Source organism: Aquimarina sp. AWH4_224 (assembly GCF_056160245.1).
In genome coordinates, this window is the sequence record NZ_JBSWWU010000013.1 from 71,344 (window position 1) to 87,694 (window position 16,351).

Consider the following 16,351-nt stretch of genomic DNA (forward strand, 5'->3'; position numbering starts at 1 on the left):
TTAAATGTTTACGAGTACAAATATGAATCAGAAGTATTAGAGAATCGTTTCAATTCTACAAATGAGACTATTTTGAAAGAAGTTAATGGGCTCAATTATTTAATTGAAACCTCTAATTGGCCAGTTTTAGAGCGCTAGGAGGATTTCCGGTTATTTTCTTTACTGCTCGATTAAAAGAAGCTTTGGAGTTAAAACCAGCCTCATAGGCCAGGGCAAGCAAGGTGAAATTATCATTCTTGGGATCGTTTACTAATCTTTTTACCTCTTCAATCCTGCATTCATTAATATAATCATTGAATTTTTTCTGATAAATGGTGTTCAAACATTTTGTTACCAAATAGGGTTTTACAGAAAGTGCTTTGGATAAGGATGATAAGGTAAGCTCTGGATCTTTATACAGTTGATCATCTTTCATTTTTGCTTCCAGGCTTTTTGCTATATTTTCGAGTTGTTTTTTTTCTTTTGTGGATAGTGTGGCTACTTCTTTAAAAGCACTTTCTTTTCTCCTAGAAAACCCTTCTAACCCCAACCAATACGTGATAATAGCCATGCCAATAAATACGGGGTGACCATAGAAAAAGTTACTGGCGAAATTGAAAAAGAAAAAGTCAATGAGTATTCCTAACACATAAATGATAGAAAATACTTTCATAACTGTGACTACTCGTTTAATCCAAATCAATTTTTCTTTGATAATTTGATAACCTTCAATCTGTAGATCTCTATCTAATATTTTTTCTGCTTTGATACAATAGAAAATAATTAATGCTCCGGAAATGACAAACATTGTTGGGTAGTGCATCCAAACAACATACCCCCAGTACCCCAACCAAGTTAGGCTTTCTCTTGTTCCATCCCAAAAGAAGTTTTGAGCTTTGATAAAAAAACTCCAAATAAATTCTATGATTACGGGTAGAAAATGAATCCAATCTCTCCTCAGTAATTTGAACTTTGGGTTGACGTAACTTTTTACAAAGAAGTAAATTAGAGTACCATAAATCCAATTGTATTCTAATAAAATATGATACCATAAATCATACCTGCCAAGTCCAAACAGATTTAAAGTTTCTACCAGCAGTCGATAAGAAAAAAAGAAGAGAATAGTGGAAAGAAATCTGTTAGCAATATAATGTACTCCTTGTCTTTGCCATAAAATTATACCAAAAACAATACCCTGTATCGCACCAATACAAAGTAGTACTACCAAAAAGATATCAAATGTTTTCACTTCTTTAAAGATAAAGAAGAAGTTTTAAGAAACAACTTTTTCTTTATAGTATCGATAGAGATCTTCTGAAGATGCACCTAGCCATCTTCGCATATGGATGTTCAAAAAATGATATTGTAGTCTCCATACCCCAATTTCTCGATATCTTCTTGCCGAGGTAATCACATTTTTAGGAATAATGACAAACTTGTTGATTTCAAAAAGCCGATCTACCAAATCATTATCTTCATAAACGATATAAGCCTCGTCATATCCACCAATTTCGTCGAATAGTTCTTTGGTGATAAACTGGCTTTGATCTCCGCCTCGACACTTTTTACTTTCAAATTGTGTAAGCCAACCCAGAAACAGTAACCAGGGATGACGAGAATCAAATTTCATTCTAAAACACCCTGCTGGATTGCTATTAGTAACTTCGGTCACAATATCATGATCAAAATGTTTTGGAGGATAAGAATCTGCATGAAGAAAATACAAGATATCACCTGTAGCATTTCGCGCTCCGGTATTTAGTTGTACTGCTCTTCCTTTTTTTGAAGGGATCAACCTAACTTGTACTTCACTGTTGATGGCATACTGATTGACGACGTCCTGAGATCCATCGGTACTTCCTCCATCCACAACAAGAATTTCTTGTACATGATTATTATTAGATCTATTTTGAATTAAGTAAGAAAGCAGCTTACCAATGGTAGCTGCTTCGTTAAGTATAGGAATAACAATCGATATTTTCAATTTTGGAGTCTTAGAATTAGGTTATAAATTTACATATTTAAGTACCAAATTTATCTGTTGTTTTGCTATTTGTTTAGTCAACAACAAAAGCTGGTGTTACTTGTGCTCCTTTATTTAATCCCCAATCATAATCTTTGTATCCTTTGTTTGGCTGATTCGTGATTTTTACTGCAGAATATCTGTTGATGAAGTCTTTTACATCTCCACCATTTACTTTAAAATCCTTTTTGTACCAGCTAAATATTTTAGAAACTTTTACCACTTTTTCTGTAATTACGTTACGCGTTGGATCATTGATAAATTTTTCGGTTTGCTGATCTAGAGCCGTATGTAAATTCTCTGCTGTATATGCTCTGTTCCATACTACTGGACAAGAAATAGATGCGCAGTTGATAGCGAAGTGGATTCTTGGATCTCCATACTTTCTTAGGATTTTATGCTCTAGTTCTCCTAGACTGTGCCATACACCATCTATCTTGAAAAATTTCTTACCCCATGGGTTATCAATATCTTTAATACTTTTTACTGGATAACTGTCGATCACTAATTTTATAGTGTACGCATTATATGCATTGATCCAGTATGCTAGTTTTTCTTCTCTAGACCAGTCTTCCTGTGGCGGATTTTCAGAAAGTTGTTGAAAATATCTATACAATTGAGAACTATCTCTCATAAAACCGTCATAATCTACCTTTCCGTCTTCAGAAACGTTTAGTAAAAGTGCTTGATCCCAAACACTATGATCAAATTTATCCTGTGCGTTGATTTGAGTAAAAAATAAAACTGCTATTAGAACGAATATATTTTTTGGAGCTTTCATCTCTTTGTGTTTTTAAATTGAATGGTTAATACTTAATTGTTTTTTATTGTCGTAACCTGATCAGTTATTGTGGGGATTTAGTAGGGAATTAAGAATTAACCTTACACAAAGTGCAGGTTTTTGTTGTTGATTGTAGGAATTTGATAAACAAAGAAACAGAGAGTTTTATGCAAATAATCTCAAAATTAAAAATTGTAAATAACTGAAAAACAGTTATTTGTGTTTTTGGCCTTTTTTAGTTGAGATCAAACCAGGCAAATTTTACTCATTAAAGATTTATAAAAAAATTAACTTTTTGATTTTAAAGGTATTAAAAAGGTTGTAACGAGTTATAAGACATAAGAAAAAGCTATGAATTATTATTCATTTAATGCCCAATCGTACTTTAGGAAACTCTTTTTGGCGGTGTTACTAATTGTAACCTTAGAGTATTTATTTAAAAAATCGATAATGGTACCTTCTTTCTTAAAATCCTTTGCAAACCAGGAGAAAATTTTGGATAGCGCAATCTTGTCTTTGGATATATGATTTCGACTCGTATCGTTAATAAAGGCAATGGTTAACCTTTCCAACTCTTGATTTACATTTTGAGCGGTAAAGGCTTTATTGGATAATGCTGGACAAGAATATGAAGCACAATTAATCCCAAAATGAATTCTTGGATCTCCCATTTTTCTCAGCATTCGATGCTCTACATCATTTAGCGTATACCATTTTTTACCAATCCTAAAGAAACGAAGATCCCATGGGTCTTTGATATCTTTTATACTGACCACGGGATAATTATCCACGATAAGTTTTACGGTAAATGCATTATACACGTTTAGCCAATAGGCAAGTTTTTCATTTTTACTCCAGGATTGTTTTGGAGGATTATTGCTCAAGGAAGTCAAATAAGCTCTAAAGGCTTTTCCGTTTTGTTTAAACCCTTTATAGTTTACCATTCCATCTTTGGAGATGTATTTACCCAATAAGGTGTTCCATGGTTCATGATCAAAAGAAGTGTTTTCTGTTATTGCCTTTATAGGTTCTTGTTTTTCTTTTATTGTTTTAGGAATAGTGTCAGTTATGGGAGTAATATTCTCAGATTTCTCTTCTTCTACTTCTTCAACAATAATGGTATCAGGAGCTTTCTCCTCTATAATTACATCAGGAGAATCAGTATCCTTTTCAGCAGTTATGTTTTCGGCAATAGGCGTTTCTTGCGTGGTCTGGACTGCTGCTTTACTTGTAGTGCAAGAAAAAGACATCCCTACCAATAACATAAAAAGTACTCTGTTCATAGTTCGTTTATTTATTGGGTTAAACCTGGTTTTGGGCTACATTTCGACGAATATGGTATGTGTTTCCATAGATATATCGTTTTATATATGGATCAAATACTATAAATCAATCTCTTTTGCAGGAAGTTAAGACCAAAATTCAGGCCAACTTGGCAGGTCCAAGTATTTTGGGGCAAAGTTTGGTGGTTTCCTACATGCAATTTTTCCGGTTCCCGTGCGAAGTTCTTTTGGTCGAATCCGATCAGGTAACCTTTCAGGAATTTAATTATTTAAATCCCAATTATAAGTGATGTAACCATCTTTAGGTATTTCAGAAATTTTTACGTCAGAGTATTTATTGATAAAGCTAACCACATCTCCTCGGTTGAAATCATCTTTATACCACTCAAAAATCTGAGAAATTTGCACTTTGCTAGGGGTAATAATGTTTCTTGTAGGGTCGTTAATAAACTCCTTGGTACACTTTTCTAGTGCCATGTTTATATTTTCGGCAGTGTAGGCTCTGTTCATTAGCTTAGGGGAAGAAAATGACGCACAATTGATTAGAAAGTGAATTCTAGGCTCATTAAATTTTCTAAGTATAGTGTGTTCTATATCATCAAGACTGTATCGTTTATCTTTTATTCTGAAAAACTTTTGATTCCAAGGATCATGTAACTCATTGATATCTTTTACCGGATAATTATCGATGATCATTTTTACGGCAATTGAGTTGTAAGCGTTAATCCAATAGGCAAGTTTTTCGTCTTTGGACCACTCGTCTGTAGGAGGGTTTTCTGATAGAGACCTAAAGTATTTATAGAATAAAGGACTGATTTTCATAATACCTTCGTAATTTACTTTACCCTGTTCGGTCACATTGAGGATAAGTATTTGATCCCATACCGTATGATCAGGCCTTTTTTGAGAGAAAGTCTGAGCAATGGTTAACAATAAAACAAATATTGTGAGTATTCTATATCTTTTCATCTTTGTTAGGTTTAAGATTTGTTCAAATAACTAAGAATGAATCGGTTTATATTTTTTATATCCATAAAATAACGAAATTTATCGATAAAATGCAAAATTTACAGGTTAAACGTAGGTTTTGTAAGTAGAAACTTGTTTTAATTGTTAAAATTTTAACATTTGTTGACAAGTAGAGATTGTATTATCCTACAGGATTATGTATTATTGTAATCGAACTATTTTTATATGATTAGTACAGAATTGAAACTTCCTTGTGGAGTGACTATCAAAAACAGGTTAGTTAAATCTGCAATGACAGAGCGGATTAGTGATAAAAAATTTGAGCCCACCAATGGTCATAACAGGCTGTATAAAATGTGGTCTGATACGGGTGCAGGTTTATTGATTACGGGAAACGTAGTAATTGATCGTAAACACTTAGAATCGGCCGGTAATGTATGCTTTGATACCGAAGACATGTTGCCCAAAATAAGTGGTTGGGCTGATGCGGCGAAAGCAAATCACAATCATGTTTGGGTACAGATTTCACATTCTGGTAGGCAAACTAACAAATTTAGTACAGGAAGGCCGTTAGCCCCTTCAGAGGTACAACTTAAAAAAATGGGGCTCTTCGGAAAACCCAAAGCAATGACCGAAGCAGATATCCAAGAAGTGATTCTTGGTTTTGTGAGAGCAGCAAGAATTGCAAAGAATGCTGGGTTTACAGGAGTTCAGATCCACGCGGCACATGGGTATTTGTTGAGTCAGTTTTTATCACCTAGAACCAATGTTCGTAAAGATCAATGGGGAGGTAGTATTGAGAATCGAAGTAGATTACTAATCACTATCGTAAAAGAAGTTCGTAAAGAGGTAGGGCCAGGTTTTCCGATAGCCGTAAAATTGAATTCTGCAGATTTCCAAAAAGGAGGATTTACAGAAGAAGAGTCTCTTGAAGTGGTAAAAATGCTGGATAACGAAAAGATTGATTTGTTAGAGATTTCTGGAGGGACGTATGAGAAACTCGCTTTTTTTATCTTAAATGAAGAAGGGAAAGAGGTAAAAGAGAGCACCAAAAGAAGGGAGGCTTATTTTATTGATTTCGCAAAAAAAATTAGGGCAATTACAACACTACCTTTGATGATTACAGGTGGTTTCAGATCGTATGATTTTTGTAATGAAGTCTTACAAAATGGGGAAGTAGACCTCATTGGTATGGGGCGTCCGTTTATTACGAACAACGACGATATTCCTGGATTTTTGAAAGGAGAAGTTAAAGTACTTGAAAATTTGGTGTTAAGAACCGGAATGAAACAGTTTGAAGACGCTGCAGAGGGTGGGTTTTATGCCAGGCAACTGATACGATTTTCTAAAGGGAAGGGATTGAAACGTAATATGAGCCCGCTTTGGTGTTCTATGTTTCTAATTGTTTACGAGTTTAGAAAAGCGATGGCCAAGAAATTTGCATAACAGAGAAGCCGAAAGCAAATACAATTGCTCCCGGCTTCATGATTATAGTTAATTAGCCTTGAATTTTAGCAGCATCCTCCTCCATCATAATGATAAGTAGATTCGCTAATAAAAATATCATCTCTGCCAAGGTCTGCTAGTGCACCGGCAGTTTTATCGCATACAGCGATAGGCTGGTTTTTTAATAAAACATGTCCTTTTTTGTCATCAAAATAGTCTTGATCTCCATAATAGATGGCAGCTTTACCTGTAAACACGCAAGGCCCATCCTCTGGCATTGGATCTTTGATGGCAGCAACTTCTATAGACTCGATATAGATCAATTCGTCGGTATCATAATTCTTTGGATCCAAAATACGATACGGTTTACGTGCTCTAATTTCGATGGTACCAAACCCTACATCCGTCAAAGCTTTTACATAATCAGCAATCGGTAAGCTTCCACTTAGACAAAGTGCTCGTAACCGCTCGTCGTTACGAAGGTTGTCATTCATAGGCTGCTCACAAGTAGGATCACTCATCACCAACCTACCATGTGGCTTCAATACACGGTACATTTCTTCGATAGCTTTCTTTAAATCTTCTTCTTTAAAGATATTAAAAAGACAGTTTTGAGCAGCTACATCCACACTGTTATCTTCGAGAGGAAGATTAAGTGCATCTCCATATCTAAGATCTACAAATTCACTTTTGAACCAGTCATTTTGTGCTTCGGCTTCTTTAAAGTTCTTTTTGGAAGCATCCAACATTTCCTGAACCACATCAACACCAATTACACCGTGCTTTTGACGAGAGAAATACGAAAACTGTAATAATTCCATTCCACCACCTACACCAACGTAAAGGATTTTGGGGTTATTAGTCAAATCTCTTGCGTTTACCGTACTCCCACAGCCATAATTCATTTCCTGCATGATTTTAGGAATTTTAAGGCCTGGTAATTCCCAGATAGGATTTGTAGTACAGCATAACCCAACATCTGGGGTTATGGCTGCTTCTTTATATACATCATGTGTTGTATCTAAATAACTCATAGTTCTTTCTTTTTTTGTTTACATAGATTTTATTAGCTCTTTGAAAAGGAGAATCAAATTAGGTTCTGCTTTTCCAGCCATTTGGATAATTTCTTCGATATTAACAGGTTTCAGGTTGTCTGGATCACACTCATCGGTTAAAACGGATACCGCTGCAACGGGAAGATCCAGATGATTGGCTACAATGATTTCTGGTACTGTACTCATACCAACAGCATCGGCACCAATAATTTTCAAGTAGCGATATTCTGCTCTAGTTTCAAGCTGTGGCCCCACAACAGAGGCATATACACCTTTGTGTAGTGTTATATTGTGATTGGCCGCAATAGCCTCTAATTTTGAATTGATTTCTGGATGATAAGGAGCACTCATATCGGTAAAGCGACTTCCAAGTTGTTCCACTCCTTTAAAAGCCAGAGGGGATCCTCCCTGAAGATTGATATGATCGTCAATTAGCATTAGTTCTCCTTTTTTGAAATCCAAGTTGATCGCACCTGCAGCATTAGAAACCAATAATTTTTTGATCCCAAGCTGATGCATAATACGTACCGGGAATGTCACATCCTGAAGAGAATACCCTTCATACAAATGAAATCTCCCTTGCATAACAACCACCTTTTTTCCTTCTAGCTTTCCATAAATTAATTTTCCTTTATGAAATTCTACTGTGGCTGTTGGGAAATTAGGAATGTGATTGTAGCTCACCTCTTTGATCACTTCGATATTATTCAATAACTGACCTAATCCGGTTCCTAAGATAATTCCGATTTCAGGGGCTTCAAACCCTTTATCTTTTAAATAATTCGTAGTTTCTTCAATGTATTTGATCATCTGTTTGTTTTAAAAATTTTTGAAATGCAGGAATATCTTTGATATCCTCATAATAATCCACATCATTTCGTATGTCTAATAATTTATGGCTATGTTGTTCTATGTCATGTAATGTATCTCTAAAAACAGTGTCGGTACCCCAAGCTTTATTTTCAAAAACAGCATTGTTTAAAGATTTCATTCCCATCAAGTAGTATCCTCCATCTTGGGCTGGCCCTACTACATAATCGTAATTTTCTAGCTGCTCAAAAGCAAATTCTAGATCCCTTTGCTCAAGGTCATACATATCACTACCTATAATGATAATTTTCTCAAAACCCTGTTTAAACCCTTCGGCAAATGCGTATTTCATCCGGGCACCTAGATCTTCTCCAAATTGTTCTTTCTTTTGGTATATGGTTGGATCCCAAATATCATTTGAGTTTACAGATACCGAGTAGTGTACCTCTTTTACACATGTTAACCCTTCTGTAATAGAAACGGTATGTTGCAAAAGCATTTTGTACACATCTAGAGCTGCCTGATCTCCAATGGTGGCTGCCAGTCGTGTTTTGCACTTGCCCAGTTCTGGGTTACGGGTAAATATTAATAACAAGTTTTTTGTATTCATTCCTGATATCTTTTAGTGCCTTTTTCTAACCATTTTTCCCATTCTTCAGAAAAGGGATGCACTTGGTCTGTTCGTTGTTCTTTACTATTGAAAACAGGATAGCCATGATTGATCCATTCAAAAATTCCGCCGTATAAATTATATACATTGTGATATCCTGCTAGTTTTAATTTTTCTGAAGTCACTTCTGATCGAATCCCAAGGCTACAATACACTACAATTTTGGTGTTTTTATCGATTCCGGGGATTTCAGAAACCTTAGTAATATCAAATTGATCGTATCCTATATGAATAGCATTTTTTAAATGACTAACCGTATACTCACCTATTTCTCTAGAATCAAGAACCACAATGTTGTCGATTTCATCCTTTATATCTTCGATGGTTACATATGGGATGCTCTCGGTATTATACATGGTCAATAATTCTTCAATAGAATCCTGACCTGAATGAATCCAAGGGAATAAGAAACAAAGTAGGATGATACCTTTTTTTACAAGCATATAGTTAGCGCAATATTTTGCTATTCAATATTCATTATGGTGTTTTGATAACTATTCTCCATGGTATTCTGAGAATATCTGGGTCTTTATAAGTTATAACTGATTCGTAAATCAAGACTTCTTTTGAATGACGAAAAAAGACCATTAAGGAATGTTACAGGGTAGGTGATCCTTTATTATAAGCAATCGTATGATATATGGTAGTGTTTTCTAGAGAAACTACGTTTCGAATACTTTTAGAATGAGAAAGAATGAGTTCCAACGCTTTTAGAACCCCAAGTGATAATCTCCTGCTAAATTTTTGAATAATTTTTAAATCAGAAACACTATCAATATCATATAATACTTGGAGTTTGGAGATAGCTACTTCCCAAGCTCCAAGAGTGGCAATGAGATTTACAGTAAGTGTTCTTGATTGCCAGGGTAAATTTAAAAACAAAGAAGGATCAAAATGGGTATTAGATAATCCCATTAAATAGAATCCTCCATCAGCAGAAGGGCCAATTACAAATTTATCTTCCTCTAGCAATTGGGCAGCTTGCAGCAAATGTGTTTTATTGAGTAGCGGAGTATCATTACCAATAGTAATTACTTTTTCGTATCCTTTCTTAAAGATACTTTGGACAGCATTTACAAAACGTTCTCCAAAGTCAACCCCATATTGTTGTTCTTCGGTGATTACATAGTAAGGAATATCAGTGCTTTTTACAACAGCGATGGTGGATTCATTAAGTTGAGCAAATAGTTGCTCACCACCTTTCATAGGCTTATGCAATGATTCTTCTTTGGCAGAATTTGCAAAAACTAATATGGCTGTTTTTGAATGCATATATATTATTACGCTACTGTTCCCTGACAACTACTACCTGCACCTGCAGTGCAACCATAGCAGTGTTGTGAAATTACGATATTTCTATTATTTAGCAAATCTTCGTTGTATTCGCTGATATGTTTTACTTTGCTTGCTACCTTAAGATCAAGCATTTGATTGAAATCACAATCGTATAACCAACCGTCCCAACTTACAGAAATGGTATTGGTACACATTACATTGGCAACGGCTGAAGGATTGTAGGCATCTACCAAGGCATACATATAGTCTTCATAGTTTTCTGAAGCAATTAAGTAATCCAGAAATCTACTAATAGGTAGATTGGTGATCGCAAACAGATTATGGAATTGAATTCCGAAATCTTCGAGTAATGCCTTTTTGAAATCTTTTTCCATTGAAGCTTGATCCCCAGGTAAAAACGCACCCGAAGGATTGTAGACCAAATCCAATCGCAAATCGCTATCCGGCATCCCATACCCACGTTCATTGAGTTCCTGAAGTGCCTTGATCGATTTGTCAAAAACACCATCTCCTCTTTGTTTGTCAGTTTTACCACGAGTCCAGTGCGGCATCGAAGAAACCACATGCACATTGTGCTTTTTGAAAAAGTCCGGAAGATCGAAGTATTTCTTATTAGCTCTTATGATGGTAAGGTTACTTCTTACGATAAAATCTTTGATTCCAGCTTTACTAGCCTCTTCAACAAACCATCTAAAATTAGGATTCATCTCCGGAGCACCTCCTGTCAAATCCAACGTATGCGCTCCTGTATTTCTGATCACCTCCAAACATTGCATCATCGTTTCTTTGGTCATGATCTCTTTTCGGTCCGGTCCGGCATCAACATGACAGTGTTCACAAACCTGATTACACATATATCCCACGTTGATTTGTAGTATTTCAAGCTTACGAGGCCGTAATGGGAACTGATTAATTTCAGCTATTTTGTCGGCAAACTTGGGTAATTCACCATTGGCAAAAATACCGTTGTTTAAAATTTCCAGTTGTCTTTGGGTATTGGCTAACTGGTCATTTCTTTTATGTAGCGACTGTTTTTTCTTTGTTTCAGACATTTTTCCTTTAATATTTTTACGATTTGAAACTACATAGAGAGTTTCTCGTACTTATTCATCATTTGTACACCATGTACCAGAGTAGCACCACTTTCGATTGCTGCTCCTGCGTGCACCGCCTCCATCATCTCTTCTTTTGTAATTCCTCTTTGTAATCCATCTTTGGTGTATGCATCTATACAATATGGGCATTTTACCACATGAGATACGGCAAGGGCAATCAAAGATTTTTCCCTGGCACTCAAAGCACCTTCTTCAAATACTTTTCCGTAGTAATCGAAAAATTTAGTACCTAATTCTTCGCTCCATTCTGTGATTTTACCAAACTTTCTAAGATCCGCCGGGTCATAATATGTTTTAGACATATGCTGTTGTTTTATTTGGGAATAAATTTATTTGTCGTTGTTTATAGTGTATGACTTACACTACATTTCTAAAATTAACTTTATTTTTTTTGAAAAATTAAAGTTTAGGTAATATAAAAAAACCTTAACGAATAAAATGGTTATTTCTTAAACATCATAGGAATAAGAGCACAAAGTGCCGATGTTTTAATATTACGTTAAGAAAAAAGCTTAATTTAGACTCGAAAGTCAATTTGCGAGATATTCTTATTTCTGAAATAAGAATTATAATTTATTACACATAGGTCATGAGGAAAAAGGTTACTTTAAAACAACTTGCTCGAGAATTAAATTTATCGATATCCACAGTTTCGAAATCTTTAAAGAATGATCCCGAAATCAGTCAAAAAACAATCAATAGGGTTCACGAATTAGCAAGTTTTTACAATTACAAACCCAATGCATTAGCCGTTAGTTTAAAAAGTAACAAAACCAAAACCATAGGGGTAATTTTACCAGAAATACTCAATCACTTTTTTGCAAAAGCACTTTTTGGAATTGAAAAAGAGGCCGCCAAAAATGGATATAAAATAGTAACCTGCATTACCAACGAATCCTACCAAAAAGAAGTAGAATATGTAGAGATGCTCAACTATAGTAGTGTTGATGGCTTTATCGTGGCGTTGAGTCAGGAAACCCAAGTACTTAATGAATTAGACCATTTTAAGGTATTGAAAAGAGAAAATGTTCCAGTGGTAATGTTTGATCGAGTAAGTGACGAAATTGAATGCGATAAAGTGATTGTAGACGACAAAGTAGCTTCCAAAAATGCGATGCAATACCTTATCGATACAGGATGCAAACGAATTGCCATAGTTACTACTATTGGAGATATTAGTGTTGCTAAATTGAGATTAGAAGGAGCTAGAGAAGCTGCAGAGGCTAATAAAGATGTTTCATTAATAAATCTTGAAGTAAAAGACACGATAATCGATTTAGTAGAAAAAGAATCTAATGCCATAGAAAACGAAATTGAGAAATTTCTTAAAGGGAATGATCTTGATGCTGTATTAGGTCTTGATGAAACCGCTGCTGCTATTACTATCAATATATCTCATAAGTTAGGGTATAAAATTCCTCAAGATATTTCTGTGATTGGATTTACAGACGGATTATTATCTAAGCATTCGTATCCCAAGTTGACCACAGTATCTCAGCATGCGGAGGATTTGGGAGCAAAAGCCGCCGAAATTTTACTGGGCCATCTTGTCGATGATTTTGATGAAAACTATAAAACCGCAACCGAGATCGTAAAAACTTCTTTGATTGTAAGAGAATCTACCAAATAAAGTTAGATTTAGTCAATAACATAAGTTTTCTTATCGGGACCAACACCAGTAAGCGTTAGTTTTTTCCATTGTTTTGGTAAAATTGGATTTTTCTGAATGATCCCGTCGTCAGTTAAATGAAGTCCTCCAAACCCAAAAATGACAGTTTGTAACATTCCTCCTGCGCCTGTTGCAAAGTAAGGATTATTACTGGTTGCAGCTTCGGCTAATGCACCAAACGGAGGTCTTTTGTTGGGTTCATAGCTTCTTTTAAACAATCGAAATGCATTATCGGCGTCGCCCAAACGAGCATAGATAACTGCAAATACACTTTGTGCCATTGCTGGCCCTTCTTCTGCAAGCTTGGGTTCGTAATATTTTAAATCTTTAAGAATGGTTGCTTTATCACTGATAATATCTAATGGGTACGACAGTAGATTAACGTCTGCCTGTTTGATACGATCTCCATCATAAGTGCTGTGTTCTTTGGTCGTGCCATCCTCAAATTTATGGATCACGATATTCTTTGCAACCTTGCTCCATTCTGGATTTGAAGGCAAACCCAATTCGGTTGCGGCTTTTTCAGCATATTGTAAGCAGGTGATGGCAGATCCATTGGTAAACGCATTATCATCTACGTTTGGAGCAAACTCATTGGCTCCTACTACATTTTTGATGGTGTATGAGCCATCCGCATTGAGCGAAGATCGACTTACCCAATAATCAGCAACTTCTTTAAGTAATGGATATCCACGTTCTTTTAACCAGGTTTTATCTTTAGTAACACGATAATAGTTCCAGAAAGCAATACCTACATCTGCAGTAATATGATGTTCAAAAGTTCCGGTTAGTGCCCATGCCGGAGTCGCTTCTTCTCCTGTATCATCACTTTCCCAAGGAAACATGGCTCCTTTATATCCAAAATTAATGGCTTTTTTCTTGGCAATTTCAAGGCGGTCCGAGCGATAATTCACTAATGATCTTGCGATTCCCTGGTTTAGAACCAGTAATGGTGGATACATCCATAATTCGGTGTCCCAAAAAATATGACCGTTATAGTTTTGTGAACTTAACCCCATTGGAGCAATACTCAGATTCGAATCTTCTCTAGAGAATGCATATAGATGGTATAAGGCCAAACGCACATCGAGTTGTGATTGCAGGTCACCTTCAATAATAATGTCACCTTTCCATAGATCTTTCCAACGGTTTTTGTGTTGTGCCAATAGATCTTTTTGAGGAGTAAGTAGATTAAAAATTACAAAACGCTCACTTTCGGTTTGTGGGTCATAAAAATCTTGCGTTGTACATTGTGCACCAGTCCAGGCAAATTGATAGTTTTCTCCTTTTGTTATTTTCTTTTCAAACGATAATCTATTGTCGTACTCAGATACTTTTTGATGAGTTAATTTTGGTCGCTGGTGTTCTCTTGTAGAGTTGATATCATGCCAAATAAAGGTTCCAGAAGAGGCTACGGTATGTCGGTTGAGTCTACTTTTTGCTACAGTTTGTAGTATGGGCATGGTGGTTTCAAGATCTTTCAGAATCCGAAAAGTACTATTTGGTGAGTTGTACTCTTCTGGAGTTTGAATTTTTGCAGTTACTTTTAGGTCAATATCTTCTGAGGCTTGTATCTCGACATCAATATATCCTGTATAGGGAACATTCTGAAGTGCATAGATGCTATACGAAATGGTCGCTAGGTTTTTATAGGAGAAAGAGGTTGTAAAACGAGCTTCTTTCATGTGTAGTGTTTGGGTCCAATTGTCAATAACATTATTATCAAGTAGTTGTCCGTTGATTTTTACCTCTAAATTTCCAAAGTTCATCCCTTGTAAAATTCTACTAACTCCAAGTGGAGATTCTTTGTCGTAAACGTTATTCAGGATAATCTGTTTTGTTTTGAAAATGTTGGAAGCAGGAAGGATCCCGATTCTACCGTTGGCGGCTACAATTCCGGTATAATTTTCTTGATTTGTAGTAGAAATTGACCATCCATTTTCTTGAGAAACAGCAGTGGTACTTAAGGTGATGAGAAATAGAAATGCTAGTAATCCTTTGATTTTTTGTGTGATCATAACAATAAACAATTTAAGTTAATAGTAGTGTGCTATTTAAGGTGCTTTAATAGCATTAACTCCTGCTTTAGAACTATGTTAGTATTGTTTATTAGCGTATTGTGGTAGATAAATATATGGATTTATGTACTATCCCTCAAAATCAATTCGGTTTTTAATTTCACAACCTTTTTACGATGATTTTTATCTATGGGTTCATTAAATTGCTGAATAAGTAACTCGGCTACCTTTTGTCCCATTTCAAAGCTGGGCTGCGCAATACAAGTCATTGATGGTACAAAAACTTCACCTAATCCCAAATCCCCAAAGCCAATCACTGCAACATCATCGGGGATACGATATCCCATTTTAAGCAATGTTTTCATGGTGAGTAAACCATAATTATCGGTACAGGTAAAAATAGCATCCGGAAACTCTGGTAAGTTACTTAGGAACTCGTTGATTTCTGTATCTTCAAATTCTCTATCCAAAGATTTGCAATGTAGAATCAATTCGTCAAGAACTTCAATTTGATTTGCTTGCATGGCGTCTAAATACCCTTTGAAACGATCCTGAAAAACCTTTTTCTCCTTAATGCCTCCAATAAAAGCGATCCGTTTTCTACCGGTTTTGATTAAATGTTCTACTGCTTCATAAGAGGCTTTATCGTCCTGGATTAATACATGGTCTGCACCCGAAACTTCTTCTTTAATATTGTCAAATAAAACAACAGGAATACCTTTGCCAATGATGCTCCTGATATGGGTAAACGTTTCTGTTTCATGGGTAGGAGATAGAATAATACCATCTACAATACCTCTTTCGTAGGAAATAAGATTTTCTCTTTCAAATTCGAAAGAGTTTCTGGAAGAGCTAATAAGGATTTTATAGTTGTGTTCTCGGGCATAATGGTCAATGCCACGACAAACTTCAATGAAAAAAGGTTCGTCATATCTGGGGATGATGACTCCTATGATGTTGGTTTTACCAGAACTGAGACTTTTTGCAATCTGATTGGGCATATAGCCCATGGCCTCTGCGGTTTTGAAAACCTTCTCACGGGTACTCGGTTTTACTCTGGGATTTTTGTCCAGGGCCCTAGAAACCGTAGCTATAGAAATATTAAGCTTTCTAGCGATATCCTCAAGTTTTACCCGTCTTTTTTTCAAATTTACCTAAAATTACGTTAAAAAATTGTTATTAAAACATCAATTTCGCTAAAAATATGATAATACAAACGTTTGCATTTTTTTAAACC

General features: G+C 35.6%; 16 protein-coding genes. 2 read left to right on the forward strand and 14 right to left on the reverse strand.

The window, feature by feature from the left end; genetic code table 11:
- Positions 1 to 112 precede the first annotated feature (112 nt).
- From ACXAGJ_RS21315 to ACXAGJ_RS21335, 5 genes are all read right to left on the reverse strand, one after another.
- Entirely contained in the window at positions 113 to 1,228 is a 1,116-nt protein-coding gene (locus ACXAGJ_RS21315) for a helix-turn-helix domain-containing protein (protein WP_474842741.1), read from the reverse strand.
- Between the two features lie 24 nt (positions 1,229 to 1,252).
- Positions 1,253 to 1,963, reverse strand: a complete 711-nt coding sequence (locus ACXAGJ_RS21320; protein ID WP_474842743.1) for a TIGR04283 family arsenosugar biosynthesis glycosyltransferase — start codon at positions 1,961 to 1,963, stop codon at positions 1,253 to 1,255.
- A gap of 73 nt (positions 1,964 to 2,036) precedes the next feature.
- A complete protein-coding gene (locus tag ACXAGJ_RS21325; RefSeq protein ID WP_474842745.1) occupies positions 2,037 to 2,783 on the reverse strand; it encodes a DUF547 domain-containing protein in 747 nt (248 codons plus the stop codon).
- 359 nt (positions 2,784 to 3,142) lie between these two features.
- On the reverse strand, positions 3,143 to 4,066 hold the full coding sequence (locus ACXAGJ_RS21330; RefSeq protein ID WP_474842746.1) for a DUF547 domain-containing protein: 924 nt from the start codon (positions 4,064 to 4,066) through the stop codon (positions 3,143 to 3,145).
- 261 nt (positions 4,067 to 4,327) lie between these two features.
- Positions 4,328 to 5,035, reverse strand: a complete 708-nt coding sequence (locus ACXAGJ_RS21335; protein WP_474842748.1) for a DUF547 domain-containing protein — start codon at positions 5,033 to 5,035, stop codon at positions 4,328 to 4,330.
- 225 nt (positions 5,036 to 5,260) lie between these two features.
- Between ACXAGJ_RS21335 and ACXAGJ_RS21340 the strand changes: the two genes are divergently transcribed.
- Complete coding sequence (locus ACXAGJ_RS21340; RefSeq protein ID WP_474842750.1) at positions 5,261 to 6,481, forward strand: NADH:flavin oxidoreductase/NADH oxidase family protein; 1,221 nt, start codon at positions 5,261 to 5,263, stop codon at positions 6,479 to 6,481.
- A gap of 65 nt (positions 6,482 to 6,546) precedes the next feature.
- On the opposite strand, the gene arsM is transcribed toward ACXAGJ_RS21340, so the two are convergent.
- The 7 genes from arsM to ACXAGJ_RS21375 form a co-directional block, all read right to left on the reverse strand.
- A complete protein-coding gene (gene arsM / locus ACXAGJ_RS21345) occupies positions 6,547 to 7,515 on the reverse strand; it encodes an arsenosugar biosynthesis arsenite methyltransferase ArsM (protein ID WP_073321303.1) in 969 nt (322 codons plus the stop codon).
- An 18-nt stretch (positions 7,516 to 7,533) separates the two neighbouring features.
- Positions 7,534 to 8,346, reverse strand: coding sequence for a purine-nucleoside phosphorylase (locus ACXAGJ_RS21350; RefSeq protein WP_474842752.1), 813 nt, complete (start codon positions 8,344 to 8,346; stop codon positions 7,534 to 7,536).
- Positions 8,330 to 8,956 (reverse strand): TIGR04282 family arsenosugar biosynthesis glycosyltransferase, encoded by a 627-nt coding sequence (locus ACXAGJ_RS21355; protein ID WP_474842754.1) that lies wholly within the window; start codon positions 8,954 to 8,956, stop codon positions 8,330 to 8,332. The genes ACXAGJ_RS21350 and ACXAGJ_RS21355 overlap by 17 nt, the downstream gene beginning before the upstream one ends.
- The gene (locus ACXAGJ_RS21360; protein WP_474842756.1) at positions 8,953 to 9,459 is read right to left on the reverse strand and encodes a rhodanese-like domain-containing protein; all 507 of its coding nucleotides are present in this window, start codon (positions 9,457 to 9,459) and stop codon (positions 8,953 to 8,955) included. The genes ACXAGJ_RS21355 and ACXAGJ_RS21360 overlap by 4 nt, the downstream gene beginning before the upstream one ends.
- A gap of 154 nt (positions 9,460 to 9,613) precedes the next feature.
- Complete coding sequence (locus ACXAGJ_RS21365; RefSeq protein ID WP_474842758.1) at positions 9,614 to 10,288, reverse strand: TIGR04282 family arsenosugar biosynthesis glycosyltransferase; 675 nt, start codon at positions 10,286 to 10,288, stop codon at positions 9,614 to 9,616.
- An 8-nt stretch (positions 10,289 to 10,296) separates the two neighbouring features.
- Positions 10,297 to 11,364: an arsenosugar biosynthesis radical SAM (seleno)protein ArsS gene (gene arsS / locus ACXAGJ_RS21370; protein WP_474842760.1), complete on the reverse strand. Its 1,068-nt coding sequence runs from the start codon at positions 11,362 to 11,364 to the stop codon at positions 10,297 to 10,299.
- A gap of 29 nt (positions 11,365 to 11,393) precedes the next feature.
- On the reverse strand, positions 11,394 to 11,729 hold the full coding sequence (locus ACXAGJ_RS21375) for an arsenosugar biosynthesis-associated peroxidase-like protein (RefSeq protein ID WP_025742421.1): 336 nt from the start codon (positions 11,727 to 11,729) through the stop codon (positions 11,394 to 11,396).
- A 287-nt stretch (positions 11,730 to 12,016) separates the two neighbouring features.
- On the opposite strand from ACXAGJ_RS21375, the gene ACXAGJ_RS21380 reads away from it, so the two are divergent.
- The gene (locus ACXAGJ_RS21380) at positions 12,017 to 13,057 is read left to right on the forward strand and encodes a LacI family DNA-binding transcriptional regulator (RefSeq protein ID WP_474842762.1); all 1,041 of its coding nucleotides are present in this window, start codon (positions 12,017 to 12,019) and stop codon (positions 13,055 to 13,057) included.
- 8 nt (positions 13,058 to 13,065) lie between these two features.
- On the opposite strand, the gene ACXAGJ_RS21385 is transcribed toward ACXAGJ_RS21380, so the two are convergent.
- Positions 13,066 to 15,114 carry a glycoside hydrolase family 65 protein gene (locus ACXAGJ_RS21385; protein ID WP_474842764.1) on the reverse strand — a complete coding sequence of 683 codons (2,049 nt, stop codon included), beginning with the start codon at positions 15,112 to 15,114 and terminating at the stop codon, positions 13,066 to 13,068.
- Between the two features lie 122 nt (positions 15,115 to 15,236).
- Positions 15,237 to 16,262: a LacI family DNA-binding transcriptional regulator gene (locus ACXAGJ_RS21390; protein ID WP_474842766.1), complete on the reverse strand. Its 1,026-nt coding sequence runs from the start codon at positions 16,260 to 16,262 to the stop codon at positions 15,237 to 15,239.
- Positions 16,263 to 16,351 lie beyond the last annotated feature (89 nt).